Source organism: Klebsiella sp. RCJ4 (assembly GCF_009025755.1).
In the GTDB taxonomy this organism is placed as follows: Bacteria; Pseudomonadota; Gammaproteobacteria; order Enterobacterales; family Enterobacteriaceae; genus Klebsiella; species Klebsiella michiganensis.
This window is the reverse complement of record NZ_WCIN01000036.1, coordinates 72,455-85,955: the sequence shown is the minus strand read 5'-3', so window position 1 is coordinate 85,955 and position 13,501 is coordinate 72,455. Positions and strand designations below refer to the sequence as shown.

13 protein-coding genes and 1 tRNA gene are annotated in these 13,501 nt (G+C 56.7%); 3 read left to right on the top strand and 11 right to left on the bottom strand.

Features of this window, described 5'->3' with window-relative positions; genetic code table 11:
- The first annotated feature begins 103 nt into the window (after positions 1-103).
- On the top strand, positions 104-427 hold the full coding sequence (locus F8562_RS12700; protein ID WP_071886345.1) for a DUF1889 family protein: 324 nt from the start codon (positions 104-106) through the stop codon (positions 425-427).
- Positions 428-522: 95 nt separating this feature from the next.
- Here the strand turns inward: F8562_RS12700 and F8562_RS12695 are convergent.
- Positions 523-598: transfer RNA gene (locus tag F8562_RS12695), tRNA-Ile, on the bottom strand.
- Positions 599-722: 124 nt separating this feature from the next.
- Here F8562_RS12695 and mug point away from each other — a divergent pair.
- Positions 723-1,229 carry a G/U mismatch-specific DNA glycosylase gene (gene mug / locus F8562_RS12690; protein ID WP_009651862.1) on the top strand — a complete coding sequence of 169 codons (507 nt, stop codon included), beginning with the start codon at positions 723-725 and terminating at the stop codon, positions 1,227-1,229.
- 69 nt (positions 1,230-1,298) lie between these two features.
- Here mug and F8562_RS12685 read toward each other — a convergent pair whose 3' ends face one another.
- The 4 genes from F8562_RS12685 to rpsU form a co-directional block, all read right to left on the bottom strand.
- The gene (locus tag F8562_RS12685) at positions 1,299-1,961 is read right to left on the bottom strand and encodes a TetR/AcrR family transcriptional regulator (protein WP_038423682.1); all 663 of its coding nucleotides are present in this window, start codon (positions 1,959-1,961) and stop codon (positions 1,299-1,301) included.
- 240 nt (positions 1,962-2,201) lie between these two features.
- The gene (rpoD, locus tag F8562_RS12680) at positions 2,202-4,046 is read right to left on the bottom strand and encodes an RNA polymerase sigma factor RpoD (RefSeq protein WP_004105908.1); all 1,845 of its coding nucleotides are present in this window, start codon (positions 4,044-4,046) and stop codon (positions 2,202-2,204) included.
- A gap of 273 nt (positions 4,047-4,319) precedes the next feature.
- Entirely contained in the window at positions 4,320-6,065 is a 1,746-nt protein-coding gene (dnaG, locus tag F8562_RS12675; protein ID WP_014226898.1) for a DNA primase, read from the bottom strand.
- Between the two features lie 234 nt (positions 6,066-6,299).
- Positions 6,300-6,515 carry a 30S ribosomal protein S21 gene (rpsU, locus tag F8562_RS12670; protein ID WP_001144069.1) on the bottom strand — a complete coding sequence of 72 codons (216 nt, stop codon included), beginning with the start codon at positions 6,513-6,515 and terminating at the stop codon, positions 6,300-6,302.
- 361 nt (positions 6,516-6,876) lie between these two features.
- Between rpsU and tsaD the strand changes: the two genes are divergently transcribed.
- Positions 6,877-7,890: a tRNA (adenosine(37)-N6)-threonylcarbamoyltransferase complex transferase subunit TsaD gene (gene tsaD / locus F8562_RS12665; protein WP_014839584.1), complete on the top strand. Its 1,014-nt coding sequence runs from the start codon at positions 6,877-6,879 to the stop codon at positions 7,888-7,890.
- Positions 7,891-7,937: 47 nt separating this feature from the next.
- Here the strand turns inward: tsaD and F8562_RS12660 are convergent, their stop codons facing one another.
- From F8562_RS12660 to F8562_RS12635, 6 genes are all read right to left on the bottom strand, one after another.
- Positions 7,938-9,545: a purine-cytosine permease family protein gene (locus F8562_RS12660; RefSeq protein WP_014839583.1), complete on the bottom strand. Its 1,608-nt coding sequence runs from the start codon at positions 9,543-9,545 to the stop codon at positions 7,938-7,940.
- Positions 9,546-9,696: 151 nt separating this feature from the next.
- Positions 9,697-10,314 carry an urease accessory protein UreG gene (ureG, locus tag F8562_RS12655; protein ID WP_042934183.1) on the bottom strand — a complete coding sequence of 206 codons (618 nt, stop codon included), beginning with the start codon at positions 10,312-10,314 and terminating at the stop codon, positions 9,697-9,699.
- 8 nt (positions 10,315-10,322) lie between these two features.
- Positions 10,323-10,997, bottom strand: coding sequence for an urease accessory protein UreF (locus tag F8562_RS12650; protein WP_014839581.1), 675 nt, complete (start codon positions 10,995-10,997; stop codon positions 10,323-10,325).
- Positions 10,998-11,471: an urease accessory protein UreE gene (gene ureE / locus F8562_RS12645; protein WP_014226894.1), complete on the bottom strand. Its 474-nt coding sequence runs from the start codon at positions 11,469-11,471 to the stop codon at positions 10,998-11,000. It lies immediately after the preceding gene.
- Positions 11,472-11,480: 9 nt separating this feature from the next.
- On the bottom strand, positions 11,481-13,184 hold the full coding sequence (gene ureC / locus F8562_RS12640; protein WP_014839580.1) for an urease subunit alpha: 1,704 nt from the start codon (positions 13,182-13,184) through the stop codon (positions 11,481-11,483).
- On the bottom strand, positions 13,177-13,497 hold the full coding sequence (locus tag F8562_RS12635) for an urease subunit beta (protein ID WP_014226892.1): 321 nt from the start codon (positions 13,495-13,497) through the stop codon (positions 13,177-13,179). The genes ureC and F8562_RS12635 overlap by 8 nt, the downstream gene beginning before the upstream one ends.
- Positions 13,498-13,501 lie beyond the last annotated feature (4 nt).

Genomic DNA, 13,501 nt, shown 5'->3' with positions numbered 1-13,501 from the left:
AAAGCACCACGCAAGCGTTTAGCTGCGGTCTGAATCAAAGAAAGGCAACGATCTCTTTGATATCCCGGCGAAGATGGGTCCATAGTGTCATCATGTTCATTACGTGGTTAATTTTAAGGATAAGAGTATGCCAACAGCAATCGATAAAGCCCTGGATTTTATTGGTGGTATGAACACATCGTTGTCGGTGCCGAATACTATGGATGAAAGTACCGCTAAGGGAATTTTGAAGTATTTGCATGAACTGGGCGTACCGGCAAATCCTGCCGACGTCATGGCCCGGGGTGAAAAGGAGGGATGGGATGCCGGGTTCACGGAAAAAGTGGCCGGCTGGGCGGAAAAAATTGCCTCCGGTAACCGGATCGTCATTAAAAACCCGGAATTCTTCACCGTCTATATGCGCGAACAGCTGCAGGGGCTGGTGTAAGCCGCCTGTCGCGAACCTCACGTTAAGCTGCGGCGCCCCGAGGGGGCCGCACAATGCAAAAGGGCTGACGATTTCTCGTCAGCCCTTGCTGTATCTGGTGGCCCCTGCTGGACTTGAACCAGCGACCAAGCGATTATGAGTCGCCTGCTCTAACCACTGAGCTAAGGGGCCGTGGCGAGGGATTATAAAGTAACTGTTCCCCGCAATCCAGCCTAAAAATCACGCCTGCTGTTTTTATAAACAACGCATTTTCAATCCTTTATAATTACCTTTTAGGCATTGAGCTGGGGAAAACATGATTAACGATATTCTGGCGCCGGACCTGCGGGTGGTCTTTTGCGGTATCAATCCGGGGAAGTCTTCCGCCCATACCGGTTTTCATTTCGCCCATCCGGGCAATCGCTTCTGGAAAGTGATTCACCAGGCCGGCTTTACCGACCGTCTTCTGAAACCCGAGGAGGAACTGCAGCTGCTGGATACTCGCTGCGGGATTACGATGCTCGTCGAACGCCCGACGGTGCAGGCCAGCGAGGTTGAACTGCTGGAGCTCCGCGACGGTGGCCGTGAACTGGTCAGAAAAATGGAAGAGTATCAGCCGCGCGCGCTGGCGATCCTGGGTAAACAGGCCTTCGAGAAAGCATTTCAGGTGCGCGGCGTAAAATGGGGCAAGCAGCAGGTGACCATTGGGGCGACGGAAGTGTGGGTGCTGCCGAATCCCAGCGGCCTCAACCGGGCGACGCTGGATAAACTGGTGGAGGCCTACCGGGAGCTTGACGAGGCGCTGGCCACGCGAGGGCTTTAATGCATTTCCGACGACAAAAGGGTTACGGCTTTCACCCCGGTCGTCGGCGGCTGGCTTAAGCCTGAGGCTTTAGTCAGCTTTTTCGCAATCGCTAATATTCCCTTTTTCTATCATGAATAAGAGGGCGTCAAAAGCGAAGTCGAGAAAGGCTTTACGGTCTTTCTCAAGGTGACGTAAAAGACATTCTTCTCTGTACGAGGACTTTTCCACTAGCCCGGTCAGGCAGAGCCAGAACAGCATCATGACGTCCGCGACGGGAGCATTTAATCCAATCTCTTTTTTTTCGGTGGCGTCTGTGATTCGTTTTGCGATAAGCTGGTGGATCTGTTCTCCAGTCATTGCGATATTTTTCAACGCCTTATTGTTTTTAGTGATTTTTTCAGAACAGGCGATCTTCCCGGCTATCGCGGAAAAGTAGGCAAGGCTTGTTTCGTGGAGAGCCATCAGCGCATGGCACAGCTCGCGATAAAATTCGCGAAATGAATTTTGCCTATTGGCGATTGGTATGAGCTCCTGATAGAAACGCGCCATTACCTCTAGGATAAGATGATCCAGAATATCCTTTTTATTGTCGAAATAGGTATAAAGCGTGGTTTTACTAAAACCGGCTTCATGTGCGATCTCATCCATGGTGGTACTTTCTATTCCACGGCTTAGAAATAATGTATTAGCGGTGGTTAAAATAACCGTTCTATTAAAATCAGCCAGCTGAATTTTACGCTTGCTATTCATTTCATTTCCCTATGATTTGCCTGCGGTTTTAGGCGTAAATACGCTCCATCAACCAATAGTACAATCGTAAAACTATGAGTCCAGCGGTTTAATGGCACATAAATAAATAATAAGAATAAAACCTGGATATATATTGATGAGTTTTATATTGGGCTTTTAATATTTATTAAATAAATAGTTTCTGCTTAGACATAAAAAAAGCCAGTCATGTGACTGGCTTTTCAGGGGACGCGGCGATAATTAATCGTCGAGGAAGCTACGCAGTACTTCAGAACGGCTCGGATGGCGCAGTTTACGCAGCGCCTTCGCTTCGATCTGACGAATACGTTCGCGGGTTACGTCAAACTGTTTACCCACTTCTTCCAGCGTGTGATCGGTATTCATGTCGATACCAAAGCGCATACGCAGGACTTTCGCTTCACGGGCGGTCAGGCCAGCCAGAACGTCGTGGGTGGCGGCGCGCAGGCTCTCGGTGGTGGCAGAGTCCAGCGGCAGCTCGAGGGTGTTATCCTCGATGAAATCTCCCAGATGCGAATCTTCATCGTCGCCAATCGGCGTTTCCATGGAGATAGGCTCTTTGGCGATTTTCAGCACCTTACGAATTTTGTCTTCCGGCATCAGCATGCGTTCGGCCAGCTCTTCCGGCGTCGGCTCGCGGCCCATCTCCTGCAGCATCTGGCGGGAAATACGGTTGAGCTTGTTGATAGTCTCAATCATATGCACCGGAATACGGATGGTGCGCGCCTGGTCTGCGATAGAGCGGGTGATCGCCTGACGGATCCACCAGGTTGCGTAGGTGGAGAACTTGTAGCCGCGGCGGTATTCAAACTTATCAACCGCCTTCATCAGACCGATGTTGCCTTCCTGGATCAGATCGAGGAACTGCAGACCGCGGTTGGTGTATTTCTTGGCGATCGAGATAACCAGACGCAGGTTCGCTTCAACCATCTCTTTCTTCGCACGGCGCGCTTTCGCTTCACCGATGGACATACGACGGTTGATATCTTTTACCTGCTCGATGGTCAGGCCGGTCTCTTGTTCAATCTGCTGCAGTTTCATCAGGCCGCGCTGAACGTCTTCTTTCACGTCAAGCAGCTTCTCTGACCACGGCTTGTTCATGGCGATGGCCGCATTGAACCAGGTTTCGCTGGTTTCGTTGCCGGTGAACAGAGTGATGAAGTTTTTCTTCGGCATTTTGCACTGCTCAACGCACAGCTTCATGATGATACGTTCTTGAGTACGAACGCGATCCATCATGATACGCATGCTGTTAACCAGGTAATCGAACTGCTTCGGTACCAGACGGAACTGTTTGAACACTTCGGACAGCTTGAGGATCTCTTCCTGCGCTGCGGCGTGGCTACGACCTTTCGCTTTGATGGTGTCGCGGGTCAGTTCGTACTGCGTACGCAGCTCGGCGAATTTCTCGCGCGCCAGCTCGGGGTCGATGCTGTTGTCGTCATCGCTGCTGTCGTCGTCTTCTTCTTCATCTTCGTCTTCGTCGTCATCCATCTCTTCCTGAGAGAGTTCAGAACCGACGTGCGTCGCCGTTGGCGCCATATCTTCTTCGGCGTTCGGGTCGACAAAACCGGTGATCAGATCGGACAGACGCGCTTCTTCCGCTTCAACGCGATCGTACTGCTCCAGCAGATAGGTGATCGCTTCAGGGTATTCAGCCACCGAGCACTGAACCTGGTTAATACCGTCTTCGATACGTTTAGCGATGTCGATTTCGCCTTCGCGCGTCAGCAGTTCGACGGTACCCATTTCACGCATGTACATGCGCACTGGGTCGGTTGTGCGTCCGATTTCAGACTCAACGCTGGAGAGAACCTGCGCCGCAGCTTCTTCCGCATCTTCGTCAGTATTGTTGTTCGTTTCAGCAAGCAAAAGATCATCGGCATCCGGTGCTTCTTCCATCACCTGAATGCCCATGTCGTTGATCATTTGGATGATGTCTTCGATCTGGTCGGAGTCGACGATATCTTCCGGCAGATGGTCATTGACCTCGGCATAGGTCAGATAGCCTTGCTCCTTACCACGTTGGACAAGAAGCTTCAGCTGTGACTGCGGGTTTTGCTCCATAAGACGGTATCCACACTTAATTCGTTTGATTGGTGTAAGCAGGCGAACTGCCAACATTTAAAGCGAGGGCGTACTTATATTATTGCCGCTGCGCCTCGAGCGGCTGTCGGGGTCTTCCCGAACGATATTCGGCACTTAAGCCGTTCAATGCGTTATCTTTCAAGTTGTCTCTGCGTTAGCTACGTTCTCTCATCCTGGTCATGTGCTTGTGCGCACTCCCGGGGATTCGTTCTCTTGCTGCTTTGATACAACTTGAATGAGTTCGTCTTTCGTTTATTTTTTGGCCAGTTCCTGGCTGATGGTCCAGAGTTCCCGGCGCTCTTCGCTGCTTAAGCCGTGCGTGCGGTCGCGAGCTATCAACTCTTCTTGCCGCAGCTCCAGCAGTGAATCAAACATATGGTTGAGCGAGTCGGTGAAGGTTTTTTCAGCAATATCCTTATCTGCTATATCGTCCCACATCGACAGTTTTTCAAGGGTTGCGGCCTCATTTGTGCCGCGATACTGCTCTAACAGCAGCCCGGTGGTCAGGCCCGGCTGTGCCAAACAGGTTTTAACCAGTTCGTTGAACAACCCAAGCCCCGGCATTTTACGCGGGTCCAGCCCTTCCAGGGGCGGTACCAGCGGCGCCAGATCCGGGTTTTGTACCAGTAACCCTATCAGTATACGCATGGTCGTGCGTTTTAGCTGCGGAGCAGGGCGCTGGATGCCATTTTCAGACTGTTTTGGCATTAAACGTTCAAGCTGCGCATCATCTAAAATCCCCAGCTTATTGCCTAACTCCTGGCGCAGGTAAATGCGCAGCGTTTCACCCGGCACCTGCGTTATCAGCGGCAGCGCTAAGGTACTCAGCTGCGCGCGGCCGTCCGGGGTGCTCAAATCCACCTGCGGTAGCAGGCTGTTGAACAAAAACGTGGAGAGCGGTTGAGCCTGCTCCATCCGCGCTTCAAATGCGGCTTTCCCTTCTTTGCGCACCAGCGTATCCGGGTCTTCGCCATCCGGCAGAAACATAAAGCGCAGCTGGCGCCCGTCGGTCATATACGGCAGCGCCGTTTCCAGCGCGCGCCAGGCGGCATCGCGGCCAGCCCGGTCGCCGTCGTAGCAGCAAACCACCTGATTGGTGACCCGGAACAACAGCTGAATATGGTCAGCGGTCGTCGACGTTCCCAGCGACGCAACGGCATAGTTAATGCCGAACTGCGCCAGAGCCACCACGTCCATATAACCTTCGACCACCAGCAGGCGGGGCGGTTCAGCGTTATCCTGCTGCGCTTCATAAAGACCGTACAGCTGGCGGCCTTTATGGAAAATATCGGTCTCCGGGGAGTTCAGGTACTTCGGCATGGCGTCACCCAGCACGCGACCACCAAAACCAATCACCCGGCCTCGCTTATCGCGGATGGGGAACATCACCCGTTCGCGGAAGCGGTCGTAACTGCGCCCCTGATCGTTAGTGACCAGCATGCCCGCATCAATCAGCGACTGGCGGTTTTCTTGATTACCGCCAAAACGTTTTAAAACGTTGTCCCAACCGGGAGGGGCGTAGCCAATCGCGAAGCGCGTAATCACCTCGCTGCTTAAGCCGCGTTTTTCCAGATACTGGCGCGCGGGGCCGGCGGCGGGTTGCATCAGAGACTGTTGATAAAACGTGTTCAGACCATCCATCAGCTGATAGAGATTTTGCCGCTGATGGCGCTCAATCTGGCTGGGTCCGCTACCTGCTTCATACGGCACGTCTAAATTATGCATGGCAGCCAGCTCTTCGACGGTTTCCACGAACTCGAGCTTGTCGTAGTTCATCAGGAAGTCGATAGCATTGCCGTGCGCACCGCAGCCGAAGCAGTGGTAAAACTGTTTTTCACCGTTGACGGTGAAAGAGGGGGTTTTTTCGTTATGGAACGGACAGCACGCGTGAAAATTTTTGCCCTGCTTTTTCAGCTTTACCCGGGCATCGATCAGATCGACGATATCGGTGCGCGCCAGCAGGTCATTGATAAATACTCGTGGAATTCGTCCAGCCATATGCCCCGTTTTATACACGTTACCCTTCAAGCTGCCTCTGCGTTGGCTTCGCTCGTTCACCCCTGTCACTTACTTCGGTAAGCTCCGGGGACTCACTCCCTTGCCGCCTTGATGCATCTTGAATGATTGGGTGTATATGCTAATGCATAAACGAAAATAAGCCGCGCATTCCTTTCGGAAGCACGGCCTTACAACTACAACTCGGTCTGAATTGAGAGCCTGGCTCCCAACAGATTAGTACAGACGAGTGCGGCGTGCGTTTTCGCGAGCCAGTTTCTTCGCGTGACGTTTCACTGCGGAAGCTTTAGCGCGTTTACGTTCGGTAGTCGGTTTTTCATAGAACTCACGACGACGAACTTCCGCCAGAACACCTGCTTTTTCGCATGAACGTTTGAAGCGACGCAGCGCTACGTCGAACGGCTCGTTTTCACGTACTTTAATTACCGGCATGTAACTCTCACCTTTGATAAATTCGGTTTGCCGCTGGCATCAGCCAGCTTATTTCAAAATGGTGCGGAATTTTACTGCAATTGCTGCTGCTTTGTAAAGCACCGACGCGATTTTTGAAAGGGACTTTTATAAGGACAGGGAGTATACACGAAGTGAACGCCAGGGGTGAGGAAAGTTTTATACCCGTCGTCTTTCAGCCCGCAGGAGCGTTGGCTTTTCTCGCTTACCCCAGTCACGTACTTTCCGTACGCTCCGGGGGATGCGCTGCGTCGCCGCCTTCCCGCGACCTGAAATTCTTAGGGTATACATCAACCCGCATTGGTCCTACACTGCGCGGTATTGAAACGAGGTAAAACTAGCCATGCGTGTACTGGGAATTGAAACATCCTGCGATGAAACCGGCATCGCCATTTATGACGACGAAAAAGGTCTGTTAGCCAACCAGCTGTATAGTCAGGTGAAATTGCACGCTGACTACGGCGGCGTGGTGCCCGAGCTGGCCTCGCGCGACCACGTACGTAAAACCGTCCCCCTGATTCAGGCGGCGCTCAAGGAAGCCGGGCTGACGGCAAAGGATATCGATGCCGTTGCGTATACGGCGGGCCCCGGCCTGGTTGGCGCGCTGCTGGTCGGCGCGACGGTAGGCCGCTCGCTGGCCTTCGCCTGGAACGTGCCGGCGATCCCGGTACACCATATGGAAGGGCACCTGCTGGCGCCGATGCTGGAAGATAATCCGCCGCAGTATCCTTTTGTCGCGCTGCTGGTTTCCGGCGGCCATACCCAGCTGATCGGCGTCACCGGCATTGGCCAGTATGAACTGCTGGGCGAATCGATTGACGACGCGGCGGGCGAAGCCTTCGATAAGACAGCGAAACTGCTGGGGCTGGATTATCCCGGCGGCCCGATGCTGTCGAAGATGGCCTCCCAGGGCACCGCAGGGCGCTTTGTCTTCCCGCGCCCGATGACCGACCGCCCCGGGCTGGATTTCAGCTTTTCTGGCCTCAAGACCTTTGCCGCGAACACCATTCGCAGCAACGGCGATGACGATCAAACCCGCGCCGATATCGCCCGCGCTTTCGAAGATGCGGTTGTGGATACGCTGATGATTAAGTGCCGCCGCGCGCTGGATCAAACCGGCTTTAAACGGCTGGTGATGGCGGGGGGCGTCAGCGCTAACCGTACGCTGCGCGCGAAGCTGGCCGAAATGATGAAAAAGCGCGGTGGTGAAGTCTTCTACGCTCGTCCTGAATTCTGTACCGATAACGGCGCGATGATTGCCTATGCGGGGATGGTCCGTCTGCGCTCCGGCGCTAAAGCGGAGCTCGGCGTCACCGTTCGTCCGCGCTGGCCGCTGGCTGAGCTTCCGGCGGCATAACGTCTGATATTTCACAGGCCGACGTCCTGTCGGCCTGCCTTCGCGACTTATTCCATACTCTTACACAGCGAGCAAATCGCCCCCTGGTGCTTGTGCGAATGCATCACGTCAGGACGTTCGTACTCTTCCCGGCAGCTCAGGCAGCGGTAAACGGTGATCGACGCGTTACCCTGCGCATCGTAGCGCGGCTCGGCGATACCATCATCGTGCTGTTTAATGTAATAGCGCCCGCGGGTGGCGATCCCCATGACCGGCGTCATCACGAAAGCCACCGCCAGCGCAATCAGCGGCGAGAACGGCGCCAGCGTTTCGCCCAGCAGGCCGAAGAAGGCGCTAATCGAAAGGCCTGCCGCTAGGGCAAAAGAGACTACGCCTACCGGGTTGACGTTGTAGATCATCCCGCGGCGATACTCCGGCTGCGCCGGCGCCAGCTTCAGCACCCCTTTGTTGACGGTGATGTCGGTGGCGACCACCACCACCCAGGCGATGGCAAAGTTAGAATAGAAGCCGAGGATCCACGCCAGAGCGCTAAACATATCGCCTTCCATCAGGGCAAGGGCAATCGTCAGGTTGACGATGACGAAAATAATCCGCCCCGGATAACGTTTGGTGGTGCGCGTCCAGGCGCTGGTCCACGCCAGCGAGCCGGAATAGGCGTTGGTGACGTTAATTTTAATCTGCGAGATAACCACCAGCACTACCGCGAGGGTGAGCGCCAGCCAGCCGGGGACCAGGTTATCGAAGACGCTGACGAACTGTTGCACCGGTTCGGTGTTGTGCACCGCCGGGAAGCGGGTCAGCAGATAGAAGCCGAGGAAAGCGCCGATAATCTGTTTAATCGCGCCTAATACGACCCAGCCCGGGCCGGCGGAGAACACCGCCAGCCACCAGCTTTTGCTGTTTTCCGCGGTCTTCGGCGGCATAAAGCGCAGATAGTCGATCTGCTCGCCAATCTGCATGATCAGCGACAGGCAGACCCCCGCGCCGAGCATAATGGCGGTTAAATCTACCGTTGCGGCGTTGTTTTTACCGGCGAAGTTCATAAAGCCGTCCACCAGATCCGGGTCTTTGGCGATAAGCCAGACCACCGGAACCACCATCAGGACCAGCCACAGCGGCGTCGTCCAGACCTGAAGGCGAGTCAGCGCCTTCATGCCGTAGACCACCAGCGGCAAGACCATCAGCGTGGCGATGAGGTAGCCCATCCACAGCGGGATCCCCAGGCCCACCAGCAGCCCCTGCGCCATGATCGAGCCTTCAAGCGCGAAGAAGATAAAGGTAAATCCGGCGAAGATAATGCTGGTGATCACCGAACCAAAGTAGCCGAAACCGGCGCTGCGGGTGATCAGGTCGAGGTCGATGTTATAGCGCGCGGCGGTAATCGCCAGCGGAATACCGGTAAGAAAAATAACCAGCGCCGCCAGCAGGATCGCGTAAATCGCATTGGTGGTGCCCCAGGCCATGCCGATGCTGGCGCCGATAGAAAAGTCAGCCAGATAGGCGATGCCGCCCAATGCGGTCACCGCGACAACCCCCGGTCCCCAGCGGCGAAAGCTCAGCGGAGCATAGCGAAGGGTATAATCTTCCAGCGTTTCTTTGGAGCCGGAGGAACTGGTTTGCGCAGGTAAATCAGTTTTTATATCCAGTGATGACATAGTCATTCCTTAATGGTTAGGCATGACTGGAATTAGCAAACCTTATGCCACATCGCAGGGCAGGCGCTATCAGGGCTTCATGAAGGGGATGGCTAAAGAGAGGGCAGGGTATGCACCATCCCGACACCTCTGCGCCGGGATGGTGCAGGGGTTACTTGCCGAGCATGCCTTTGTCTTCGATAAAGGCGATGATATTTTGCAGGCCGTCGCCGCTTTTCAGGTTGGTGAAGCTCCACGGGCGTTCGCCGCGCATGCGCAGGGTATCGCGCTCCATCACTTCCAGAGACGCGCCCACGTACGGTGCAAGATCGGTTTTGTTGATCACCAGGAAGTCGGATTTGGTGATCCCCGGTCCGCCTTTGCGCGGGATCTTTTCCCCTTCCGCCACGTCGATGACGTAGATGGTGAGATCCGCCAGCTCCGGGCTGAAGGTGGCGCTCAGGTTATCGCCGCCGCTTTCCACAAAGATGAGATCGAGATTGCCGAATTTATCGCTCAGCGCTTCCACCGCGGCAAGGTTCATCGACGCATCTTCCCGAATAGCGGTATGCGGGCAGCCGCCGGTTTCGACGCCGACAATGCGTTCAGGCTCCAGGGCGCCAGCCTCGGTGAGAATGCGCTGATCTTCTTTGGTGTAGATATCGTTGGTCACCACCGCCAGCTGCCAGGTGTCGCGCATGGCTTTGCAGAGGGCTTCCAGCAGCGCGGTTTTTCCGGAGCCGACCGGGCCGCCGACGCCGACGCGCAGCGGTTGCTTAATCATGTTCATACCTTCTCCTAAGAACGGAATAATCGGGAATACTGGGTTTCGTGCCGGGCGGAAGCGATAGCCGCAAGCGGCGTCGCCGAACCGATGGCGTCGTCCGGGGTCGCCAGGGCGCTGTCCATGTCCGCCGCGTAGCGGTCGCACAGGCGAAGAATCAACTGCTGGGCCGCCTGCTGGCCAAAGGGCACCAGCTTGACGCCCGCCATCACCGCGTTTTCAATCCAGCTATAGCCAAGGCTCAGGGCCAGGTCAGGAATGGCGATTTGCCAGCGTACGCCGAGCCACGCCATACCGGTTAGCTGACTTTGCTGGCACAGCTTGCGCCACTCGGGCGGGCAGTCCGGCTGCCAGTCGGCCAGCAGCCGGGTGAAGGCCGCGCCGCGGTTGCGCTCTTCATCGCGCAGCTCGCGAGTTTCCCGGCAGGCGAGCAGATAAGCGGTCCAGCGCCGGGCGCAGGCCAGATCGCCCGCTTCGCAGGCCCGGTAGAGGCGGGCAAACAGCGGCAGGTCGACGGTAAAAAAGCTCTGCTCCATTTGGCGCAGCTGCCAGCGCTCAAAGGCGGCGGTATCCGCTACCCAGCCCGCTTCCACCGCCCACTCCAGCCCCTGGGACCAGCTGTAGCCGCCAACCGGGAGGCTGCTGCTGGCAAGCTGCATCAAGCGCAGACGTTTTTCCGGCGTCGGCATTTAGTGGCTGTGCTCACGATCGTGATGGTGGTGGTGATGGCCGTGCGATTCGCTGGCGTAGGCGCCGGCTTCCGGTTCAAACGGCAGATGCGCGAAATCCACGGCCAGGCCAAACTGGCGCAGCATATCGTCCAGGACGTGATCGTGATGATAGCGCAGCTCGCCGGGCATAATCTGTAGCGGCACGTGGCGATTGCCAAGGTGATAGCAGGCCTTCGCCAGCATAAAAGGATCGGCGCAGCGTACGACCGAAACGGCTTCATCAGCGGCGATCACTTCAATGAATTCGCTACCGTTTTCGTTACTGAGAATGTCGCCGCCGCGCAGCAGCAGACCGCGCGGCAGCAGCAGGCCCGCCTGACGGCCATCGTTAAGCGTGACTTTAATGCGGCTTTTTACCCGCACGTCAATCGGCAGGGTAACGCTGGCCGTGGCCTGCGCCGGGGTCTCCACCCGTTGGGTCAAATAAAGCATTTGCGCTCCTTAAAACAGGAAATAACGTTGCGCCATCGGTAACACGTCCGCCGGTTCGCTGGTTATCAGTTCGCCGTCGATGCGCACCTCGTAGGTTTGCGAATCCACGGTAATAGTGGGCAGCAGGCCGTTGTGGTGCATATCGCCTTTTTGTACCGTGCGGCAGCCTTTAACCACCGCCGTCGCGCTGTGCAGGTTCAGCCGTTCAGCGACGCCGTTTTCCGCCGCCGCCTGCGACAGAAAGGTCAAACGGCAGCGGTGGCGAGCGCTGCCCAGCGCGCCGAACATCGGGCGATAGTGCACCGGCTGCGGCGTCGGGATAGAGGCGTTGATGTCGCCCATCGGCGCCATCGCGATCATGCCGCCTTTGACGATCGTCGCCGGCTTCACGCCGAAGAACGCCGGGGACCACAGCACCAGATCCGCCAGTTTCCCCACTTCAATCGAACCGACTTCATGGGCGATACCGTGGGTTAACGCCGGATTAATGGTGTATTTGGCGATATAGCGCTTCACGCGGAAGTTGTCGTTGTCGCCGCTCTCTTCCGCCAGCGGGCCGCGCTGGACCTTCATCCGGTGCGCCACCTGCCAGGTGCGCAACACCACTTCGCCGACGCGGCCCATCGCCTGCGAATCAGACGAGGTGAGGGAGAAGGCGCCCAGATCGTGCAGGACGTCTTCCGCGGCAATGGTTTCCCGCCGAATGCGCGATTCGGCAAACGCCACGTCCTCGGCGATATCCGGGTCGAGATGATGGCAAACCATCAGCATATCCAGATGTTCGTCAATGGTGTTGACGGTATAGGGCAGCGTCGGGTTGGTCGACGAGGGCAGAATATTGGGGTGCGCGCAGGCGGTAATAATATCCGGCGCATGGCCGCCGCCCGCGCCTTCGGTATGGAAAGTATGGATAGTGCGCCCGCCGATGGCCGCCAGGGTATCCTCAACGAATCCGGACTCATTGAGGGTGTCGCTGTGCAGCGCGACCTGTACGTCCATTTCGTCGGCTACCGTCAGCGCGCAGTCGATTGCCGCCGGGGTCGCGCCCCAGTCTTCGTGAATTTTCAGGCCGATAACCCCGGCCGCGACCTGCTCACGCAGCGCATCCGGATTCGAACCATTGCCTTTACCCAGCAGGCCAATATTGACCGGCAGGCTGTCCGCGGCCTGCAGCATCCGCGAGATGTACCACGGCCCGGGCGTGCAGGTCGTGGCGTTGGTGCCCGCCGCCGGGCCGGTCCCGCCGCCGATCATGGTGGTGACGCCGGAGACCAGCGCCTCTTCCGCCTGCTGCGGACAGATCCAGTGAATATGCGTATCGACGCCGCCGGCGGTGACGATCTTGCCTTCCGCCGCAATAATTTCCGTGGCCGCGCCGATCGGGATCGTGACGTTTGGCTGAATATCCGGGTTGCCGGCTTTGCCGATCGCGAAGATCCGCCCGTCTTTGACGCCAATGTCGGCTTTGACGATCCCCCAGTAATCGACGATCAGGGCATTGGTCAGCACCAGATCCACGCACCCGGCGGAAAGCATCTGTCCCTGGCCCATACCGTCGCGGATCACTTTGCCACCGCCGAATTTGACCTCTTCGCCGTAGGTGGTCAAATCATCTTCGACCTCGATCCACAGCTCGGTGTCCGCCAGGCGAACTTTATCGCCGGTGGTGGGGCCGAACATGTCGGCATAGGCCTGACGTGAAATGTCACTCATCGTTTGCCTCCAGCGCGCCCATAACGTCTCCGCGGAAACCGTACACCGCGCGGGTTCCGGCCAGCGCCACCAGCTCCACCTCGCGCTTTTGGCCCGGTTCGAAGCGCACTGCGGTGCCGGCGGCGATATTCAGGCGATAGCCGGTCGCCTGCTGGCGATCGAACTTCAGCGCCGGGTTGACCTCGGCGAAGTGGTAATGCGAGCCGACCTGAATCGGCCGGTCGCCGTGATTTTCAACGATAATGCAGCAGGTGGCGCGGCCGACGTTAATCGCTATCTGGCCGGGTTTTACCTGATATTCTCCTGGGATCATCGCG